At 52.8% G+C, this 21,019-nt stretch carries 16 protein-coding genes, 1 tRNA gene and 2 rRNA genes; 8 read left to right on the top strand and 11 right to left on the bottom strand.

The genetic code is table 11. The features are described 5' to 3' along the window. Window positions 1-61 precede the first annotated feature (61 nt). Window positions 62-1,885, bottom strand: coding sequence for a ribosome-dependent GTPase TypA (gene typA, locus ACQG1K_RS22290; protein ID WP_022649851.1), 1,824 nt, complete (start codon window positions 1,883-1,885; stop codon window positions 62-64). Between the two features lie 377 nt (window positions 1,886-2,262). Between typA and glnA the strand changes: the two genes are divergently transcribed. From glnA to ACQG1K_RS22310, 4 genes are all read left to right on the top strand, one after another. Next, window positions 2,263-3,672, top strand: a complete 1,410-nt coding sequence (gene glnA / locus ACQG1K_RS22295) for a glutamate--ammonia ligase (protein ID WP_023298930.1) — start codon at window positions 2,263-2,265, stop codon at window positions 3,670-3,672. 167 nt (window positions 3,673-3,839) lie between these two features. Further along, window positions 3,840-4,889: a nitrogen regulation protein NR(II) gene (glnL, locus tag ACQG1K_RS22300; protein ID WP_003861923.1), complete on the top strand. Its 1,050-nt coding sequence runs from the start codon at window positions 3,840-3,842 to the stop codon at window positions 4,887-4,889. Between the two features lie 11 nt (window positions 4,890-4,900). Next, complete coding sequence (gene glnG, locus ACQG1K_RS22305; protein ID WP_022649852.1) at window positions 4,901-6,313, top strand: nitrogen regulation protein NR(I); 1,413 nt, start codon at window positions 4,901-4,903, stop codon at window positions 6,311-6,313. Window positions 6,314-6,423: 110 nt separating this feature from the next. Further along, window positions 6,424-6,534 carry a YshB family small membrane protein gene (locus ACQG1K_RS22310; RefSeq protein WP_017382667.1) on the top strand — a complete coding sequence of 37 codons (111 nt, stop codon included), beginning with the start codon at window positions 6,424-6,426 and terminating at the stop codon, window positions 6,532-6,534. Between the two features lie 100 nt (window positions 6,535-6,634). On the opposite strand, the gene hemN is transcribed toward ACQG1K_RS22310, so the two are convergent. From hemN to ACQG1K_RS22325, 3 genes are all read right to left on the bottom strand, one after another. After that, window positions 6,635-8,008 carry an oxygen-independent coproporphyrinogen III oxidase gene (hemN, locus tag ACQG1K_RS22315; RefSeq protein ID WP_367076182.1) on the bottom strand — a complete coding sequence of 458 codons (1,374 nt, stop codon included), beginning with the start codon at window positions 8,006-8,008 and terminating at the stop codon, window positions 6,635-6,637. A 188-nt stretch (window positions 8,009-8,196) separates the two neighbouring features. Further along, entirely contained in the window at window positions 8,197-8,712 is a 516-nt protein-coding gene (gene yihI, locus ACQG1K_RS22320) for a Der GTPase-activating protein YihI (protein WP_022649854.1), read from the bottom strand. A gap of 161 nt (window positions 8,713-8,873) precedes the next feature. Further along, window positions 8,874-9,101, bottom strand: a complete 228-nt coding sequence (locus ACQG1K_RS22325; RefSeq protein WP_022649855.1) for a hypothetical protein — start codon at window positions 9,099-9,101, stop codon at window positions 8,874-8,876. 191 nt (window positions 9,102-9,292) lie between these two features. Between ACQG1K_RS22325 and yihA the strand changes: the two genes are divergently transcribed. Then, the gene (gene yihA / locus ACQG1K_RS22330) at window positions 9,293-9,922 is read left to right on the top strand and encodes a ribosome biogenesis GTP-binding protein YihA/YsxC (protein ID WP_003861913.1); all 630 of its coding nucleotides are present in this window, start codon (window positions 9,293-9,295) and stop codon (window positions 9,920-9,922) included. A 311-nt stretch (window positions 9,923-10,233) separates the two neighbouring features. Here the strand turns inward: yihA and polA are convergent, their stop codons facing one another. Next, on the bottom strand, window positions 10,234-13,026 hold the full coding sequence (polA, locus tag ACQG1K_RS22335; protein WP_228338293.1) for a DNA polymerase I: 2,793 nt from the start codon (window positions 13,024-13,026) through the stop codon (window positions 10,234-10,236). Window positions 13,027-13,465: 439 nt separating this feature from the next. Here polA and ACQG1K_RS22340 point away from each other — a divergent pair, with 439 nt between their 5' ends. Continuing rightward, window positions 13,466-14,374: an acyltransferase gene (locus ACQG1K_RS22340; protein WP_022649857.1), complete on the top strand. Its 909-nt coding sequence runs from the start codon at window positions 13,466-13,468 to the stop codon at window positions 14,372-14,374. 21 nt (window positions 14,375-14,395) lie between these two features. Here ACQG1K_RS22340 and dsbA read toward each other — a convergent pair whose 3' ends face one another. The 3 genes from dsbA to ACQG1K_RS22355 form a co-directional block, all read right to left on the bottom strand. Beyond that, on the bottom strand, window positions 14,396-15,019 hold the full coding sequence (dsbA, locus tag ACQG1K_RS22345; protein ID WP_022649858.1) for a thiol:disulfide interchange protein DsbA: 624 nt from the start codon (window positions 15,017-15,019) through the stop codon (window positions 14,396-14,398). Between the two features lie 27 nt (window positions 15,020-15,046). Continuing rightward, complete coding sequence (locus ACQG1K_RS22350; protein ID WP_022649859.1) at window positions 15,047-16,033, bottom strand: serine/threonine protein kinase; 987 nt, start codon at window positions 16,031-16,033, stop codon at window positions 15,047-15,049. A gap of 75 nt (window positions 16,034-16,108) precedes the next feature. After that, complete coding sequence (locus ACQG1K_RS22355; protein WP_003861904.1) at window positions 16,109-16,378, bottom strand: YihD family protein; 270 nt, start codon at window positions 16,376-16,378, stop codon at window positions 16,109-16,111. 68 nt (window positions 16,379-16,446) lie between these two features. Here ACQG1K_RS22355 and mobA point away from each other — a divergent pair, with 68 nt between their 5' ends. Next, a complete protein-coding gene (mobA, locus tag ACQG1K_RS22360) occupies window positions 16,447-17,031 on the top strand; it encodes a molybdenum cofactor guanylyltransferase MobA (RefSeq protein WP_022649860.1) in 585 nt (194 codons plus the stop codon). Then, complete coding sequence (gene mobB, locus ACQG1K_RS22365) at window positions 17,028-17,531, top strand: molybdopterin-guanine dinucleotide biosynthesis protein MobB (RefSeq protein ID WP_022649861.1); 504 nt, start codon at window positions 17,028-17,030, stop codon at window positions 17,529-17,531. The genes mobA and mobB overlap by 4 nt, the downstream gene beginning before the upstream one ends. Before the next feature lie 99 nt (window positions 17,532-17,630). On the opposite strand, the gene rrf is transcribed toward mobB, so the two are convergent. From rrf to ACQG1K_RS22380, 3 genes are all read right to left on the bottom strand, one after another. Further along, window positions 17,631-17,746 (bottom strand): 5S ribosomal RNA (rrf, locus tag ACQG1K_RS22370). Window positions 17,747-17,817: 71 nt separating this feature from the next. Then, window positions 17,818-20,722: ribosomal RNA gene (locus tag ACQG1K_RS22375) — 23S ribosomal RNA — on the bottom strand. Window positions 20,723-20,905: 183 nt separating this feature from the next. Continuing rightward, window positions 20,906-20,981 (bottom strand) — tRNA-Glu (locus tag ACQG1K_RS22380). Window positions 20,982-21,019 lie beyond the last annotated feature (38 nt).

Here is a 21,019-nt window from a genome sequence, read left to right on the forward strand (position 1 = left end):
CTCAGCGGCTTTTCGTTGCCAGGTGGCGCTTGCGCTTTACCCGGCCTACGGCATAACCGAATTACTCTTCTTTCGCACCGCGCATAGCACGTTTACGATCGTTCTCGGTCAGGTGACGTTTACGGATACGAATTGACTGAGGCGTCACTTCTACCAGTTCGTCATCATCGATGAATTCCAGAGCCTGCTCCAGCGTCATCTTGATCGGTGGAACCAGAACCGTTGCTTCGTCAGTACCGGACGCACGCATGTTGGTCAGTTTCTTACCGGTCAGGCAGTTTACCGTCAGGTCGTTAGAACGGCTGTGAATACCGATGATCTGGCCTTCGTAAACTTCAGCACCGTGACCCAGGAACAGCTTACCGCGATCCTGCAGACCGAACAGCGCAAACGCAACCGCTTTACCCTGACCGTTGGAGATCAGTACGCCGTTGTTACGCTGGCCCACTTCGCCCGGACGGATGTCGTCATAGTGGCTGAAGGTGGAGTACAGCAGGCCGGTACCGGAGGTCATGGTCATGAACTCAGAACGGAAGCCGATCAGGCCACGGCTTGGGATCACGTAGTCGAGACGTACGCGGCCTTTGCCATCTGGATTCATGTTTTTCAGGTCGCCTTTACGCTCACCCAGTGCCTGCATGACAGAACCCTGGTGCTGCTCTTCAACGTCCAGCGTTACGTTTTCGAATGGCTCTTGTTTACGGCCATCGATTTCGCGGAAGATAACTTTCGGACGGGATACCGCCATCTCGAAACCTTCACGACGCATGTTCTCAATCAGAACAGACAGGTGCAGCTCACCACGACCGGAAACGCGGAATGCATCAGCGTCTTCGGTTTCTTCAACGCGCAGCGCAACGTTATGCACCAGCTCTTTGTTCAGGCGGTCAAGGATCTGACGAGAGGTAACGAACTTACCTTCTTTACCACAGAACGGAGAGGTGTTGACGTTGAAGAACATGGATACGGTTGGTTCATCAACGGACAGGGCTGGCAGCGCTTCGACGTTCTGCGGATCGCAGATGGTGTCGGAGATGTTCAGTTCACCCAGACCGGTAATAGCGATGATGTCGCCCGCTTCAGCGATGTCGCTCTCGATACGCTCAAGACCCAGGTGAGTCAGAACTTTACCGACTTTACCGTTACGGGTTTTGCCTTCGCTATCGATGATAGTGACCTGCTGGTTAGGCTTCACTTTACCGCGCTTGATACGACCAATGCCGATTACGCCAACATAGTTGTTGTAGTCGAGCTGGGAGATCTGCATTTGCAGGGTGCCTTCCAGGTCAACGTTTGGCGCAGGAACGCGGTCAACAATCGTCTGGTACAGCGGAGTCATGTCTTCCGCCATGTCTTCGTGATCCAGACCGGCGATACCGTTCAGCGCAGACGCATAAACGATAGGGAAGTCCAGCTGTTCGTCGGTCGCGTCGAGGTTAACGAACAGGTCGAAGACCTGGTCAACAACCCAGTCAGGACGCGCGCCAGGACGGTCAACCTTGTTGATCACAACGATAGGTTTCAGGCCGTGGGCAAATGCTTTTTTGGTCACGAAGCGCGTTTGCGGCATAGGGCCATCAAATGCGTCAACCACCAGCAGCACGGAATCCACCATGGACATCACGCGCTCAACTTCACCACCGAAGTCGGCGTGCCCTGGGGTATCAACGATGTTGATACGGTAGTCATTCCATTTGATAGCGGTGTTTTTGGCGAGGATGGTAATCCCACGCTCTTTCTCCAAATCGTTGGAGTCCATCACACGCTCTTGAGTTTCGGCACGAGCATCAAACGTACCGGACTGCTGTAGCAGCTTGTCAACCAGGGTAGTTTTACCATGGTCGACGTGCGCGATGATGGCGATATTACGCAATTTTTCGATCACAACTTTGCCTCAGGCATTTAGAAATAGCGCGTTATTGTACACGGATTAATCGCACTACAAAACAGGATCACAAACATCCCCCGCAAACAAGTATTGCAGAGATGCTTTGTGATCGCTTTCACGGAGCGGTAAAAGGGCACTTTAACGTAAATTGCACCAATATGGTGCTCAATGTTCACACTGAAGCACTATAATGGTGCAACGAATCCAATGTGGTGCAGCCCTTCTGCACTATGGTGCGCATGATAACGCCTTTTTGGGGTGTTTTAAAAGTTGGCACAGATTTCGCTTTACAGAAATACAGTAAAAATATGGCAGCCCAGCCGATTTGAAGACCTCGTTACCACGACGACAATGACCAATCTGGAGAGTTAAGTATGTCCGCTGAACACGTTTTGACGATGCTGAACGAACATGAAGTGAAGTTTGTTGATCTGCGCTTCACCGATACCAAAGGTAAAGAACAGCACGTCACGATCCCTGCTCATCAGGTGAACGCCGAATTCTTTGAAGAAGGCAAAATGTTTGACGGCTCCTCCATTGGCGGCTGGAAAGGCATTAACGAATCCGACATGGTTCTGATGCCAGATGCAACCACTGCGCTCATTGACCCGTTCTACGAAGAACCTACGCTGATCATCCGCTGCGATATCCTGGAACCTGGCACGCTGCAAGGCTATGACCGTGACCCACGCTCCATCGCAAAACGCGCTGAAGAGTACCTGCGTTCTACCGGTATTGCAGACACCGTTCTGTTCGGGCCAGAGCCAGAGTTCTTCCTGTTCGACGACATCCGTTTTGGTGCTTCCATTTCTGGTTCCCACGTCGCTATCGATGACATCGAAGGCGCATGGAACTCTTCCACCAAGTACGAAGGTGGTAACAAAGGTCACCGTCCGGGCGTGAAAGGCGGTTACTTCCCGGTTCCTCCGGTCGATTCTTCACAGGACATCCGTTCTACCATGTGTCTGATCATGGAAGAGATGGGCCTGGTTGTTGAAGCGCACCACCATGAAGTGGCAACGGCTGGCCAGAACGAAATCGCCACCCGCTTCAACACCATGACCAAAAAAGCGGACGAGATTCAGATCTACAAATACGTTGTGCACAATGTTGCGCACCGTTTCGGTAAAACCGCGACCTTCATGCCAAAACCCATGTTTGGCGACAACGGTTCCGGCATGCACTGCCACATGTCCCTGTCCAGGAACGGTACTAACCTGTTCTCTGGCGACAAGTACGCGGGTCTGTCCGAGCAGGCGCTGCACTACATCGGTGGTGTTATCAAACACGCTAAAGCGATCAACGCCCTGGCGAACCCAACCACTAACTCCTACAAGCGTCTGGTCCCTGGCTACGAAGCACCAGTAATGCTGGCGTACTCTGCCCGTAACCGTTCTGCTTCTATCCGTATCCCGGTGGTGGCATCTCCGAAAGCGCGTCGTATCGAAGTGCGCTTCCCGGACCCGGCGGCTAACCCATACCTTTGCTTCGCAGCACTACTGATGGCCGGTCTGGACGGTATCAAGAACAAGATCCACCCGGGCGAAGCCATGGACAAAAACCTGTACGACCTGCCGCCAGAAGAAGCGAAAGAGATCCCACAGGTTGCCGGCTCTCTGGAAGAAGCCCTCCAGGCGCTGGACGCAGACCGCGAGTTCCTGACCGCTGGCGGCGTGTTCACCGATGAAGCTATCGACGCTTACATCGCGCTGCGTACCGAAGAAAACGACCGCGTTCGCATGACGCCGCACCCGGTTGAGTTCGAACTGTACTACAGCGTTTAATTGATTTGTTTTACCCGGCGCATACGCGTCGGGAGTCGTTGCCGTGGAAACTTTAGCCCATCTTCGGATGGGCTTTTTTCTCCACCAACAACCTGATCTCACGCGCTTTTTACCTCTAAAACGCTATACTGCACTAAAATAGTGCAACGACTCCAGGAGACTGCTGAATGGCAACTGGCACGCTGCCCGATGCTGGGCAGATCCTCAATTCTTTAATTAACAGTATTTTGCTGGTCGACGACGAGCTGGCGGTGCATTACGCCAACCCGGCGGCGCAGCAGCTGCTCGCCCAAAGCGCCCGTAAACTGTTTGGCACGCCGCTGCCAGAACTGCTGAGCTATTTCTCGCTGAATATTGGCCTGATGCAGGAGAGTTTGCAGGCGGGTCAGGGCTTCACCGATAACGAAGTGACGCTGGTGATTGACGGACGCTCGCATATTTTGTCCCTCACCGCACAGCGTCTGCCAGATGGCATGATTCTGCTGGAAATGGCGCCGATGGATAACCAGCGTCGTCTCAGCCAGGAACAGCTTCAGCATGCGCAGCAGATTGCGGCGCGCGACCTGGTGCGCGGGCTGGCTCATGAGATTAAAAACCCGCTGGGCGGCTTACGCGGTGCGGCACAGCTCCTGACCAAAGCGCTGCCAGACCCTGCCCTGGCGGAGTATACCAACGTCATTATTGAGCAGGCGGACCGTCTGCGTAACCTGGTCGATCGTCTGCTCGGGCCACAGCAGCCGGGGATGCACGTTTCAGAAAGCATTCACAAAGTTGCGGAGCGAGTGGTGAAACTCGTCTCTATGGAGCTGCCGGATAACGTCACGCTGGTGCGTGATTACGACCCAAGCCTGCCGGAGCTGGCGCACGATCCGGACCAGATTGAACAGGTGCTGTTGAACATTGTGCGTAACGCGTTGCAGGCGCTGGGCCCGGAGGGGGGCGAAATTATTCTGCGTACCCGCACCGCGTTCCAGCTGACGCTGCACGGTGTGCGTTATCGTCTGGCGGCACGTATTGATGTGGAAGATAACGGGCCGGGGATCCCGCCGCATCTCCAGGACACCCTGTTCTACCCGATGGTCAGCGGTCGCGAAGGCGGCACCGGGCTGGGGTTATCCATAGCCCGTAATTTGATTGATCAACACTCCGGCAAAATTGAATTTACCAGTTGGCCGGGACATACCGAGTTTTCGGTTTTCCTGCCGATTAAAAAATAAAGGTGACGTTTATGCAACGAGGGATAGTCTGGGTAGTCGATGACGATAGCTCCATCCGTTGGGTGCTTGAACGCGCGCTCACGGGAGCGGGATTAAGCTGCACGACGTTTGAGAGCGGCAGCGAGGTGCTCGATGCGCTTACCACCAAAACGCCGGACGTGCTGCTCTCGGATATTCGCATGCCGGGAATGGACGGACTGGCGCTCTTAAAGCAGATCAAACAGCGCCACCCCATGCTTCCGGTCATCATAATGACCGCCCACTCCGACCTGGATGCCGCCGTCAGCGCATACCAGCAGGGGGCGTTTGATTACCTGCCAAAACCGTTTGATATCGACGAAGCCGTTGCGCTGGTTGAGCGCGCTATCAGCCACTATCAGGAGCAACAGCAGCCCCGCAATGCCCCCGACTTTGGACCAACGACGGACATCATCGGTGAAGCGCCGGCCATGCAGGACGTGTTTCGCATCATCGGGCGTCTGTCGCGTTCGTCTATCAGCGTCTTGATTAACGGTGAATCAGGGACCGGTAAAGAGTTGGTCGCACACGCCCTGCATCGCCACAGCCCGCGGGCGAAAGCCCCCTTTATCGCCCTGAACATGGCAGCGATCCCTAAGGATTTAATTGAGTCTGAACTCTTCGGCCACGAAAAAGGGGCATTTACCGGAGCCAATACCATTCGTCAGGGACGCTTTGAACAGGCTGACGGCGGCACGCTTTTCCTGGATGAAATCGGCGATATGCCGCTGGATGTACAGACCCGACTGTTGCGCGTGCTGGCAGATGGACAGTTTTACCGCGTGGGCGGGTATGCGCCGGTGAAGGTGGACGTACGCATTATCGCCGCGACGCACCAGAACCTGGAGCTGCGCGTACAGGAGGGGAAATTCCGTGAGGATTTATTCCATCGTCTGAACGTGATCCGCGTCCACCTGCCGCCGCTGCGCGAGCGTCGGGAAGATATCCCGCGTCTGGCGCGCCATTTCCTGCAGGTGGCGGCCCGCGAGCTGGGCGTGGAAGCCAAGCAGCTTCATCCGGAAACGGATGCCGCCCTCACCCGTCTGGCGTGGCCGGGCAACGTGCGTCAGCTGGAAAACACCTGTCGCTGGCTGACGGTGATGGCCGCCGGCCAGGAAGTGCTGATTCAGGATTTACCGGCAGAACTGTTTGAAGCCACCGTGCCCGAGAGCACCGCAGGACATACGTTGCCGGACAGCTGGGCGACGCTGCTGGCGCAGTGGGCAGATCGCGCGCTGCGTTCCGGTCATCAAAACTTGCTCTCTGAAGCACAGCCTGAAATGGAGCGCACGCTGTTGACCACCGCGCTTCGTCATACCCAGGGCCACAAACAGGAAGCGGCTCGCCTGTTGGGATGGGGTCGAAACACCCTCACGCGCAAGCTGAAAGAGCTGGGAATGGAGTGATCTTACTCCGCTGTGTAAAGGTTACTAATTGAGCGCAAAGTGCCGTTATTTTGCGCTTTACTGTTCCGATGAGTTTTGTATGATCGTGCCCGGAAACTGGGGGGAGCATCATGCTGGAATCATTAGTGACCTTGCTTTCGAGCGGTGCAGCAGAAAGCCACACGCCACAAACTGCCGTTGCGGCGGTATTGTGTGCGGCACTGGTTGGGCTGTTTAGCTAACGAGCTGTCGATGAAAAGCCGGGTGGCGGCTTCGCCTTACCCGGCCTACATAGTTGCGAGTTGTAGGCCTGGTAAGCGAAGCGCCATCCGGCATTGCAACTTAAATCACGCGCGAGAACTGCTGTAAACGCGCTTTCTGGCGCAGATAGGCATCGAAGCACATGCAGATATTACGAATCAACAGACGCCCCTTCGGCGTGACGACCACCGCGCTCTCCGACACATCCACCAGCCCGTCTTTCGCCAGCGGCGCAAGAAACTTCAGGTCTTCGGCAAAGTAATCGCTGAATTGCAGATCCCATTGCGACTCCACCTCGCGGAATTCGAGACGGAAGTTGCAGATAAGCGCCTTAATCACATCACGACGGATGCAGTCGTCGCGCGTTAACGCAATGCCGCGCCACAGCGCGTTGCCCGTTTCATCAACCTGCTGGTAATACAGCTTCAGCTCTTTTTGGTTCTGGGCGTAGCAGTCGCCAATCATGCTGATAGCGGAGACACCCATTCCGAACAGATCGGTATCTCCCTGGGTGGTGTATCCCTGGAAGTTACGATGGAGAACACCTTCGCGCTGAGCAATCGCCAGTTCGTCGTCAGGGCGGGCAAAGTGATCCATCCCGATAAACTGATAGCCGGTTTCGGTCAGCGAGGCGATGGTCTCCTGCAAAATGTCCAGCTTCTGCTGGGCGGAAGGCAGATCCGCATCTTTGATTTTGCGCTGCGCGGCGAACAGCGACGGCAGGTGCGCATAGTTAAAGACGCTCAGACGGTCCGGGTTGAGCTCAGCCACGCGTTTAAGCGTGTAGGCGAAGCTCTCCGGCGTCTGCTTCGGCAGGCCGTAAATCAGGTCTATATTCGTTGAGGTAAAGCCGATCTCACGCGCATGGTTGAGTAAGGCAAAGATAAACGCTTCGTCCTGCTCCCGGTTGACCAGGCGCTGCACTTCTTTGTTGAAGTCCTGTACGCCCATACTCAGGCGGTTGAAGCCTTCGGCGCGTAAATGATCCAGCACATCCAGCTCGATTTCACGCGGATCGACCTCGATCGAAATTTCAGCGTCGTGGTTAAAACTGAAATTGCCGCGCAGAAGCGCCATCAGGCGGCTGATCTGCGCTTTGTTCAGATAAGTTGGCGTACCGCCGCCCCAGTGAAGCTGGCTGACGTGACGGCCTTTAAACAGCGGTGCGCGGTGCAGAATTTCCTGTTCAAGCGCATCGAGGTATTGATCGGCTTTGTGCTGCTGGCGGGTAACGATTTTATTGCAGCCGCAGAAGTAGCAGAGCTTGTGGCAGAACGGAATATGGACGTAGAGCGACAGCGGGCGCTCGGGATAGCGCGCCACAGCATGCTGAAAATCCGCCTCGCCGAAAGCGTCAGAAAACTCCAGCGCGGTGGGGTATGAGGTATAACGCGGCCCGGAATAGTTATATTTCTGGATCAGGGCCAAATCCCAGTCGATAGATGGTACAGACATGCTCACTCCTTCCGTTGGTGTCGCGTTCGTATACGGCGGCCCGTTCTGGTCCCGTTGCGGGCCATCATTCGGGTGCGCAGCCACTTCTGTCGCCGCGACAACCGCCGTAGTTTAACGAATAACCACACCAGATAACATATAACCGGAAGGGTTATAAGCAGGACGAGTGTACCTGCCGGGTGCAAATGTTAGTTTCCACCTTTCAGCAGACGCATCATATCTTCCTGCTTTTCGTCTTCCTCTTCGTCTTCTTCATCATCGTAGGACAGACCCAGCTTCTGCATCAATTCATCAATGCGATCCAGTTTGGCATCTACCCAGGACTGCTCTTCAGCGGTCAGGGTTTCACCCTCTTCAAGACGTTCCAGCAGCGCATCCAGGCGCTCATCGTTCTCCAGCATATCCAGCTCAGCCTGCGGTGAAAGCATAGGTTTCTCGCTCTTTGGTTTGTGCTGCTTAGTGACCGGCGTGTCTGTCACGCCCAGTGGAATGGGAGTTTTACTGCCGATACGAGGATCTTTCTGCTGTTTGCCTTTTGCAGAAGCGCCTGCGGCACCGCCACCGTTAGCACGGCTACCCGCAGTATGGCCACGATGCTTTTTATCGCGTTTGCGATCGCGCGCTTCCTGATTCAGTTCTTCGCGCGTTTTGCGGCGGGCTTTTGCAGGGCGTTTCGCGCCCGCAGCGGAGGTCGGTTTTTTCATGATGTTTTATCTTTAAGTCGTTTTCTTCAGTATAGAATTGCGGCGAAATCTAGCAGAAAGCAAGCAAAGAAAAAAGGCGACAGAGCAATCTGTCGCCTTTTTTCCTGACTCACAACCCTTAACGGGTCAGACATTCCCTGTTTGCCTTCAACAAACCCTGTTTATCCCTTGGCTACTACCGTCCGTGATACGGTTCCGTTTCCTGTTAAAAACGCCTCCAGGCGCCGGTCGTCCTGACAATCCTGAGTCTTCGCCTCCTGGCGCTCCTGACCCTTATCCTTAAGTCGTTTTCCTGCTGGCATCCTCGCCTTGACGCACACTTTACCTTGTTCTCTTAAACTAACAAGCAACGAAAAGGTACTAAACCGGATTTTCAGATAATTACTCATTAATAACTCTTTGAATTTTAATATTTTGAGTTTTTTAGCGCCTGCGATTTCTCTTAAATTTCTCATACGCTTAAGGGCAGATCTCTTACATTCCGTAGGGCTTTCACTTACACGTCAATGACGAAGGGAAAAGCCTTTTGCCCGCATTCAGGTATAATCCCCCGCAGATTACGATTTTTGGAGACGACCACGTGACTACCTGGAACTACCAACAGACGCATTTTGTCACCAGTGCGCCCGATATTCGCCACCTGCCCTCAGACACAGGGATTGAAGTGGCATTTGCTGGGCGCTCCAATGCGGGAAAATCCAGCGCCCTGAATACGCTGACCAATCAGAAAAACCTGGCGCGTACCTCAAAAACACCTGGCCGTACTCAGCTGATTAACCTGTTTGAAGTGGCTGAAGGCAAACGCCTGGTCGATTTACCGGGCTACGGTTACGCGCAGGTACCGGAAGAGATGAAGATCAAATGGCAGCGTGCGCTGGGTGAATACCTGGAAAAACGCATGTGTCTGAAAGGTCTGGTGGTGCTGATGGATATTCGACACCCGCTAAAAGATCTCGACCAGCAGATGATTGACTGGGCGGTGGCAAGCGATATTGCGGTGCTGGTGCTGCTGACAAAAGCGGATAAGCTGGCGAGCGGCGCGCGCAAGGCGCAGGTGAACAAGGTGCGTGAAGCGGTGCTGGCATTCAACGGTGATGTACAGGTTGAACCGTTCTCCTCGCTGAAAAAGCAGGGTGTGGACAAACTGCGACAGAAGCTAGACAGCTGGTTTAACGATCTGGAACCGGCGACAGAAGCGGAAGCAGAGTAACAACAGGCGCGGCGATGACCGCGTTTTTTCCGCCCGAAACTTTCCTTTCCGCAATAAAAAACGCCCCAGTCATTACTGACTGGGGCGGCTAAAATATTCAGCCAAATCCGATTACGTGAAGTAAAAGGTCTGAAAGATAGAACATCTTACCTCTGTACCCTACGTCGTTAACTCTACTCTTTTTTTGTCTCTTGAAAAAGCACTTTTTGTAGTTTTTTTTCATTCTTTACATAGGGAATTCTAATGATCGTCACAAAACGCGCGTACTTATGTTGCTTACTTACATAAAACGCGCGTTATTCCGATAACGCTTAGTGAGCCTGATCCCAGTTTTCGCCGCTACCCACTTCCACCAGCAACGGAACGTCCAGCTTCATGCTGTTTTCCATCAGTTCATGGATCTTCTGAGAGACCTTTTCCAGGTCGTCTTTATGGACTTCAAATACCAGTTCATCGTGTACCTGCATGATCATTTTCACGCGCGGTTTCTCTTTTTCCAGCCAGGCATCAACGGCGATCATCGCGCGTTTGATGATGTCTGCCGCAGTGCCCTGCATCGGGGCATTGATAGCAGCACGTTCAGCGCCAGCACGGCGCGCGGCGTTGCTGGATTTGATGTCCGGAAGGTAAAGACGACGGCCATCCAGCGTTTCAACGTAGCCTTTCTCTTTCGCCTGCGCGCGGGTACGCTCCATATATTCCAGCACGCCCGGATAGCGCTCAAAGTAGAGATCCATATACTTCTGCGACTCTTTACGCGGAATGTTGAGCTGGCGTGATAGGCCAAATGCGCTCATGCCGTAAATAAGGCCAAAGTTAATCGCTTTTGCGCTACGACGCTGTTCGTTTGTCACGCTGTCCAGCGGCAGGCCAAACACTTCGGCAGCTGTCGCCCGGTGGATATCCTTCCCTTCGGCAAATGCCGTCAGCAGGCCTTTGTCACGCGACAGGTGCGCCATAATACGCAGTTCGATTTGCGAGTAGTCTGCGGAGACAATCAGATAATCCTCTGGCGCAATGAAAGCCTGGCGTATACGGCGGCCCTCTTCATTACGCACCGGAATGTTTTGCAGGTTAGGATCGGTTGACGAAAGCCGCCCGGTCGCCGCTACAGCCTGGTGATAGGAGGTGTGCACGCGACCCGTTTTCGGGTTGATCATCAACGGCAGTTTGTCGGTATAGGTCGATTTCAGCTTCGCCAGACCACGGTACTGCAGGATAACTTTTGGCAGCGGATAGTCCAGCGCCAGCTCTTCCAGCACCTCTTCAGAGGTTGAAGGCGCGCCGCCCGGCGTTTTCTTCAGCGGTTTAATACCCTGCTTTTCAAACAGGATGGTTTGCAGCTGTTTCGGTGACGACAGGTTAAATGCCTCTCCAGCAAGTTCATGCGCTTTCTGTTCAAGCTCGGTCAGGCGCTGCGCCAGCTCGCCAGAGTGATTATGCAGCACCGTTGGGTCGATTTTGACGCCGTTACGCTCAATGCGGGACAGCACAGGCACCAGCGGCATCTCAATGTTCTGGAAAACATTCAGCGGCCCTTCGTGCTTCTGCAATTTCGGCCACATTTTGAGATGCAGCTGTAGCGTAACATCAGCGTCTTCCGCGGCGTAGCGGCCTGCTTCTTCCAGCGCGATCTGGTTAAAGGTCAGCTGATTTTTGCCCTTACCGGCAATTTCTTCAAAGGTGATGGTTTTGTGTTTCAGCCAACGATCGGATAAGGAATCCATATCATGGCGGCCCGCCACGCTGTCCAGAATGTAAGATTCCAGCATGGTGTCAAAAGCGATACCACGCAGTTCAATGCCGTAGTTTTGCAGAATACCGCGGTCGTACTTCAGGTTTTGCCCGACCTTCAGCGCTTTCTCGTCTTCCAGAATCGGCTTCAGCAGTGCTAAGGTGCGCTCGCGCGAGATCTGCTCCGGCGCATCCAGATAGTCATGCGCTACCGGAACATAGGCTGCCATACCCGGCTCCGTCGCGAATGACAGACCTACCATATTGGCAGATATGTTATCGAGACTGTCCGTTTCGGTATCGAACGCAAATACCGGTGCTTTTTTCAGCTTTTCAATCCAGGCGACGAGCTGCGACTCCTCAAGGATGGTTTCATAGTTATCGAATGAGAGCGCTGCCGCTTCTTCTTCTGCCTGCTCTTCGGCATCGACAACGATAGTTTCTTTCGGCTTCGCCGCAGCTTTTGCCCCTTTCGCCTGAAGCCATTTCCCGGCTTCGACATCCGTGGTCCAGCGTTTAAATTCGTATTTTCTGAACAGGCCAAGCAGTTCTTCTGCGGCGGGTTCCTGCACTTCAAGCTGGTCGCAGGTAAGCTCCAGCTCGACGTCGGTTTTGATGGTGGCTAACTGATAAGAGAGGTAAGCCACCTCTTTGTTATCGGCGAGCTTTCCGGCCATGGTTTTTGCACCACGGAAGGTAAGTCCGGCAATTTTGTCGGACTCAGCGTACAGCGTATCCAACCCACCTAACCCTTGCAGCAGTGCCTGAGCTGTTTTTTCGCCCACGCCCGGCACGCCAGGGATGTTATCCGAGGAATCCCCCATCAGGGCGAGGAAATCAATAATGAGTTCTGGCGGCACGCCATATTTGGCAACCACTTCTTCCGGGCCAAGAATGGTGTTGGTCATGGTATTAATCAGCGTGATCCCAGGTGTTACCAGCTGCGCCATGTCTTTATCACCGGTACTGATCAGCACCGGGCGGCCAGCCTTTTCAGCTTCGCGCGCCAGGGTGCCAATAACGTCGTCAGCCTCAACGCCCGAGACAGCCAGCAAAGGCAGCCCCATCGCTTTGACCATAGCGTGCAGCGGTTCAATCTGCGCACGCAGATCGTCAGGCATGGGAGGACGGTGAGATTTGTAATGCTCAAATAATTCATCGCGGAAGGTTTTCCCCTTCGCATCAAACACCACGGCCGCATGGGTTGGGTGGTATTGCAGAATCAGGCTGCGTAGCATATTCAGCACGCCGTACATTGCGCCGGTAGGTTCCCCTGCGCTGTTGGTCAGAGGAGGAAACGCATGATACGCCCGATAAAGGTAAGAAGAGCCATCGACGAGTATAAGTGGGTTTTCTGGGATCTGAACCATAATGTCCGTGCCTTTAATTAATTTATGGGTAAAGGATGCCACAGAAGGATGAAAACATCAGGTTTTAGCGCTTTATACAGAAAAAGATTTTGCGATCGTGAAGATCGCTCGCAAAAACAAACTGTGGATAAGTTTGTGCATATTTTTAATACAGGTGAATAACAGTTCTATAAAACTGATACTGAAAACTTATTTATCAAATAAAATCAATTAGTTGAAATTAGATCACTTAAGATCCCACCCCGCTGATGGTTATTTAGTCTATGTGGATATAAGACGTAAGCACCCTGTCTATATAGAAAATTTCGCTGCATGGCAGGAAAAGCCGCAGCCTCTTCGTGCGAAAGCGCCCTGGTCTGGGCCAATATCTGATAAGATCGGCGCCCAGCACCGGATAGCCGGCTGCTTAATTACAGCTAACTATCTGAAAAAATTCATTATGTCGAAAATACTCGCTGCGATAACCTTATTGCTAAGCGTCATTTTAACTATTCTGGTTACCATCGCCTGTTCTGTGCCAATCATCGTTGCCGGAATAATTAAGCTCCTGCTGCCCGTCCCTCCGGTATGGCGTGCAGTGTCTGCTTTTTGTAATTTTATGATGTACTGCTGGTGTGAAGGGCTGGCGATCCTGTTGTATCTGAACCCCTGGTTAAAGTGGGACGTTCAGGGCCTTGAGAAGCTGAATAAAAAGAACTGGTATCTGCTGATCTGCAATCATCACAGCTGGGCCGACATCGTTGTATTGTGCGTGCTGTTTCGCAAACATATTCCGATGAACAAATACTTTCTGAAACAGCAACTGGCATGGGTGCCTTTCATTGGTCTGGCCTGCTGGGCGCTGGATATGCCGTTTATGAAACGCTATTCACGCAGCTATCTGATTCGTCATCCGGAACGCCGCGGTATGGACGTGGAAACTACGCGCCGTTCTTGCGAGAAGTTTCGCGCGCATCCCACCACCATAGTTAATTTCGTCGAAGGTTCGCGCTTTACCGAAGAGAAGCGCCAGCAGACTCGCTCTCCGTATCAGCACCTGTTGCCGCCAAAGGCAGCGGGTATCGCAATGGCCCTCAACGTGCTGGGTGAGCAGTTTGATAAATTGTTGAACGTAACGCTCTGCTATCCGGAAAACGACAGGACGCCGTTCTACGATATGCTCAGCGGCAAGCTGACGCGTATCGTAGTCCGCGTTGATCTGTTGCCCATCGATACGGAACTGCACGGTGATTACGTTAACGATAAAAACTTCAAACGTCGTTTCCAGCTTTGGCTCAATACACTCTGGAAAGAGAAAGACGAACAGATAGCGGAGTTAAAATCTTCATACAAAAACGCCGGTCAATGACCGGCGTTTTCTTTATGTTTGTTACTTCATCTCAACCAGGTGTTTCACGGTATCAGCGTACTGTTGTACGAAGATATCCATACTGGTGGTGTCCATACCACGCATATTTACCTGGTATTTACCGTTAACATACATCGCTGGCACGCCCTGCAACTGGAAGTCAGCGGCAGCTTTTTCCTGCTGTGCCACGAGAGATTTCACCACAAAACTGTTCCAGGCAGCGTCGTAGTCTTCACCTTTCACACCGGCATCAACAAACACTTTACGGATATCTGCCGTAGTTTGTACGGTCTGGGTTTTCTGTACGGCTTCAAACATAGGCGCGGTGATCTTATCTTCCACACCCAGCGCAATCGCAACCGCCCATGCCTGAGTCAGATCTTTACCCAATGGGCCAAGGAACTCAACGTGGTATTTCGTCATTTTGGTGCCTTCCGGCAGCTTTTTCTTCACGTTGTCAGAAACATGAAGTACCTGCTCAAACTCGTAGCAGTGCGGGCAGTAGAAGGAGAAGAACTCCAGCACCTGAGGCTCGCCAGCTACAGGCTTGTCCAGCGTAATGTACTGCTTGCCGTCGGTAAACTGCGCAGCAGTTGCGCTAAATGCCAGAATCATACCAGCCAGCGCCAGCCAAATTTTTTTCATGATTAACTCTCTCCTGGGTGTGTCCAATTAATACATCGGCGTTAATTGCAGAGGGGGTTCCTGTAGAACCTTAACCTGCTCGGTAAATGTGGATATCTGGTTGCGCCAGTAATCCTCCCCGGTAAGCCAGGGGAAATTTCGGGGAAAAGCCGGGTCTTCCCAACGCCTGATTAACCACGCGAGATAATAAACAAATCGCATCGCACGTAAAGGCTCTATCAGGGCAATTTCGTCTGAATTAAAGGGGCTAAATTCTTCATAAGCTTCAATTATGGTCTCAAGCTGCATGCGCTGCTCGGCTTTATCACCGTTGAGCAGCATCCACAGATCCTGCACCGCAGGTCCCATACGAGCGTCATCAAGATCGACAAATAGCGGGCCGTCGCGCCAGAGAATATTCCCGGCGTGGCAGTCACCGTGCAGGCGTAGAGCGGTAATATCATCCCGCCAGCAGGCTTTTACAGCATCAATAAGCTTATCGGTCGCCGTGAGGAAATTATCCTTAAGCGCCTTTGGGATCAGCGCCGATGTTTCGAATACCTCTCGCGGCTCAATAAGATATTCCTGAACACCAATCGTCGGTCGGGCAACAAACGATTTTTTACGTCCCGTCTGATGAATGCGCCCCAGATAACGGGCAACCCATTCCATCTGATCGATATTATCTGCCTCAAACTGTCTTCCGCCCAGGCTCGGAAATACCGCGTAGTAAAAACCCTGATGGGTCAGCAGCGTTTGGTTATTAAATTTGAGCGGTGCCGCAACGGGAACATCGTCATCCAGCAGATCGTGGGCAAACTGATGCTCTTCCTGAATTTGTTCTGCGGACCAGCGTTGTGGCCGGTAAAACTTTACGACAAAGCGCTGGCGCTCTTCGTCCTGAAATTGGTAGACACGGTTTTCGTAGCTGTTTAAAGGGGTTAACCCGGAATCCACCCGAATACCCTGCTCGAACAGCGCATCCATAATGGTATCCGGGTGTAGTGTCTGGAAAGTAAAAGCCTGGTCGTTCATCCGATCATCCGGAAATTATACGAATGATTCAGGATATCATCTTGTGGCGATTTCGGTGGCTCCGCTTACAAGCTTTTACTCTTTAATTACGCCTCGGGCGCGCAGTAATGCGGTTTTAAAATCCTCTTCATAATCTTTCTGAATACCAGGAATAACAGCATCTTTAGCCGAGTCACGCATTTTGAGGTGGTAGATCAGGATGTCGTCAGAAAGGTCTGCCAGTTCGCCATCAAAACCTGACTCTTTCGCCAGTTTCTGTAAAAATTGCATCAGATTCAGCTCTGGCTCTTTTTGCCAGGCCGGCTGGAGAAGCTCAATGACTTCATTAAGACGTTTACATTTCATGGTAGTGCTCCTTTCATTTAGAGAGACACGTTAGCAGGGTCAATCCCACAATAAAAGAGGCGATATTCGTGAATCAATGCCAGGAAATCATCGGGGTCGTTCTTGCCGGAGGCAGGGCAACGCGAATGGGCGGAAAAGATAAAGGTCTTCAGCTCCTGAACAACACCCCCTTATGGCAGCATGTTGCTGATACCCTGGCAAATCAGGTGTCGTCGATGGCGATCAGCGCTAACCGACATGTTGATATTTACCAGCGCAGTGGATATCCGGTTTATCAGGATAAGCTTGTGGACTACCCCGGCCCGCTGGCGGGAATGCTTTCCGTTATGCAGCAGTCGCATGGAGAGTGGTTTCTCTTTTGTTCATGTGATACGCCCTTCATCCCGTCCTGTCTGGTTGAACGTCTGGTGCAGCGGTGCGAGGGTGCTCCCGTCGTCTGGGTACACGACGGCGAACGCGACCATCCGACGATCGCATTGATTAATCGCTCGTTAATATCTGCGCTGGAAGATTACCTGGCCGCAGGAGAGCGACGCGTCATGGTATTTATGCGCCAGTCGGGAGGGCATTCCGTTGATTTCAGCGACATGAAATCGGCGTTTGTGAATGTAAACACGACGGAAGATTTGCAGATGATGCAGGAGAAGAAATGATACCCGTATTAGCGATCTCTGCCTGGAGCGGCACCGGGAAGACTACGCTGCTAAAAAAGCTGATACCTGCACTTTGCGCTAAAGGTATTCGTCCCGGATTGATTAAGCACACGCACCATAACATGGATGTCGATAAGCCGGGGAAAGATAGCTATGAGCTGCGTAAGGCTGGCGCTGCACAAACGATGGTGGCGAGTAACCAGCGCTGGGCGTTAATGACAGAAACTCCGGATGAAGCACCGCTGGATCTCGCTTATCTTGTCAGCCGGATGGATCATTCCACGCTGGATCTGGTGCTGGTTGAGGGGTTTAAGCACGAGGCTGTTGCGAAGATCCTGCTGTTCAGAAACGGTGCCGGGCATGATGTAAGTGAGTTAACGCTGGATGAACATGTGATTGCTGTGGCCAGTGACGCTGCGTTGACGCTGGAAGTACCGGTTCTGGATTTGAATAATGTGGAGGGGATTGCAGAGTTTATTTTGGCGTGGTGTGCAGTCTGAAATCTGCCGGGTGACGGCTTCGCCTTACCCGGCCTATCGTTTTTCGACGTACAAACGCAAAAAGGCCATCCTTGCGGATGGCCTCTTCACTTGTTTGATGCCTGGCAGTTCCCTACTCTCACATGGGGAGACCCCACACTACCATCGGCGCTACGGCGTTTCACTTCTGAGTTCGGCATGGGGTCAGGTGGGACCACCGCGCTAAAGCCGCCAGGCAAATTCTGTTAATCTGTATCAGGCTGAAAATCGTGTCTGTCTCTCTTCGCCAAAACAGCTTCGGCGTTGTAAGGTTAAGCCTCACGGTTCATTAGTATCGGTTAGCTCAACGCATCGCTGCGCTTACACACCCGACCTATCAACGTCGTCGTCTTCAACGTTCCTTCAGGAGACTTAAAGTCTCAGGGAGAACTCATCTCGGGGCAAGTTTCGTGCTTAGATGCTTTCAGCACTTATCTCTTCCGCATTTAGCTACCGGGCAGTGCCATTGGCATGACAACCCGAACACCAGTGATGCGTCCACTCCGGTCCTCTCGTACTAGGAGCAGCCCCCCTCAATTCTCCAGCGCCCACGGCAGATAGGGACCGAACTGTCTCACGACGTTCTAAACCCAGCTCGCGTACCACTTTAAATGGCGAACAGCCATACCCTTGGGACCTACTTCAGCCCCAGGATGTGATGAGCCGACATCGAGGTGCCAAACACCGCCGTCGATATGAACTCTTGGGCGGTATCAGCCTGTTATCCCCGGAGTACCTTTTATCCGTTGAGCGATGGCCCTTCCATTCAGAACCACCGGATCACTATGACCTGCTTTCGCACCTGCTCGCGCCGTCACGCTCGCAGTCAAGCTGGCTTATGCCATTGCACTAACCTCCTGATGTCCGACCAGGATTAGCCAACCTTCGTGCTCCTCCGTTACTCTTTGGGAGGAGACCGCCCCAGTCAAACTACCCACCAGACACTGTCCGCAACCCGGATTACGGGTCTACGTTAGAACACCAGCCATTAAAGGGTGGTATTTCAAGGTTGGCTCCACGCAGACTGGCGTCCACGCTTCAAAGCCTCCCACCTATCCTACACATCAAGGACCAGTGTTCAGTGTCAAGCTATAGTAAAGGTTCACGGGGTCTTTCCGTCTTGCCGCGGGTACACTGCATCTTCACAGCGAGTTCAATTTCACTGAGTCTCGGGTGGAGACAGCCTGGCCATCATTACGCCATTCGTGCAGGTCGGAACTTACCCGACAAGGAATTTCGCTACCTTAGGACCGTTATAGTTACGGCCGCCGTTTACCGGGGCTTCGATCAAGAGCTTCGCGTTGCCGCTAACCCCATCAATTAACCTTCCGGCACCGGGCAGGCGTCACACCGTATACGTCCACTTTCGTGTTTGCACAGTGCTGTGTTTTTAATAAACAGTTGCAGCCAGCTGGTATCTTCGACTGATTTCAGCTCCGTCCGCAGGGGCTTCACCTACATATCAGCGTGCCTTCTCCCGAAGTTACGGCACCATTTTGCCTAGTTCCTTCACCCGAGTTCTCTCAAGCGCCTTGGTATTCTCTACCTGACCACCTGTGTCGGTTTGGGGTACGATTTCGTGTTACCTGATGCTTAGAGGCTTTTCCTGGAAGCAGGGCATTTATCACTTCAGCACCGTAGTGCCTCGTCATCACACCTCAGCGTTAACAAGGTACCGGATTTACCTGGAACCTCCGCCTACATGCTTAAACCGGGACAACCGTCGCCCGGCTGACATAGCCTTCTCCGTCCCCCCTTCGCAGTAACACCAAGTACAGGAATATTAACCTGTTTCCCATCGACTACGCCTTTCGGCCTCGCCTTAGGGGTCGACTCACCCTGCCCCGATTAACGTTGGACAGGAACCCTTGGTCTTCCGGCGAGCGGGCTTTTCACCCGCTTTATCGTTACTTATGTCAGCATTCGCACTTCTGATACCTCCAGCACCCCTCACAGGACACCTTCAACGGCTTACAGAACGCTCCCCTACCCAACAACACATAGTGTCGCTGCCGCAGCTTCGGTGCATGGTTTAGCCCCGTTACATCTTCCGCGCAGGCCGACTCGACCAGTGAGCTATTACGCTTTCTTTAAATGATGGCTGCTTCTAAGCCAACATCCTGGCTGTCTGTGCCTTCCCACATCGTTTCCCACTTAACCATGACTTTGGGACCTTAGCTGGCGGTCTGGGTTGTTTCCCTCTTCACGACGGACGTTAGCACCCGCCGTGTGTCTCCCGTGATAACATTCTTCGGTATTCGTAGTTTGCATCGGGTTGGTAAGCCGGGATGGCCCCCTAGCCGAAACAGTGCTCTACCCCCGAAGATGAGTTCACGAGGCGCTACCTAAATAGCTTTCGGGGAGAACCAGCTATCTCCCGGTTTGATTGGCCTTTCACCCCCAGCCACAGGTCATCCGCTAATTTTTCAACATTAGTCGGTTCGGTCCTCCAGTTAGTGTTACCCAACCTTCAACCTGCCCATGGCTAGATCACCGGGTTTCGGGTCTATACCCTGCAACTTAACGCCCAGTTAAGACTCGGTTTCCCTTCGGCTCCCCTATACGGTTAACCTTGCTACAGAATATAAGTCGCTGACCCATTATACAAAAGGTACGCAGTCACCCCATAAAGAGGCTCCCACTGCTTGTACGTACACGGTTTCAGGTTCTTTTTCACTCCCCTCGCCGGGGTTCTTTTCGCCTTTCCCTCACGGTACTGGTTCACTATCGGTCAGTCAGGAGTATTTAGCCTTGGAGGATGGTCCCCCCATATTCAGACAGGATACCACGTGTCCCGCCCTACTCTTCGAGTTCACAGCAAGTGTGCTTTCGTGTACGGGACTATCACCCTGTACCGTCGGACTTTCCAGACCGTTCCACTAACACACAAGCTGATTCAGACTCCGGGCTGCTCCCCGTTCGCTCGCCGCTACTGGGGGAATCTCGGTTGATTTCTTTTCCTCGGGGTACTTAGATGTTTCAGTTCCCCCGGTTCGCCTCGTTAACCTATGTATTCAGTTAACGATAGTGCAACGGATTGCACTGGGTTTCCCCATTCGGACATCGCCGGGTCAAAGGTTCATATCACCTCGCCGGCGCTTTTCGCAGATTAGCACGTCCTTCATCGCCTCTGACTGCCAGGGCATCCACCGTGTACGCTTAGTCGCTTAACCTCACAACCCGAAGATGTTTCACTTCATGATTGCGAAAATTTGAGAGACTCGAACACACATGAGCTGTGTGTCGTTTCAATTTTCAGCTTGATCCAGATTTTTAAAGAGCAAATATCTCAAACATGACTCGCAAGTCAGTTTTGAGATATGACGGCAGGTGACTTTCACTCACGAACCAGCAAGTGGCGTCCCCTAGGGGATTCGAACCCCTGTTACCGCCGTGAAAGGGCGGTGTCCTGGGCCTCTAGACGAAGGGGACGTACAGTCTCAATCGCAAGACGCCTTGCTATTTACTTT

This window comes from Enterobacter cloacae complex sp. 402C9 (assembly GCF_050030745.1).
GTDB lineage: Bacteria > Pseudomonadota > Gammaproteobacteria > Enterobacterales > Enterobacteriaceae > Enterobacter > Enterobacter intestinihominis.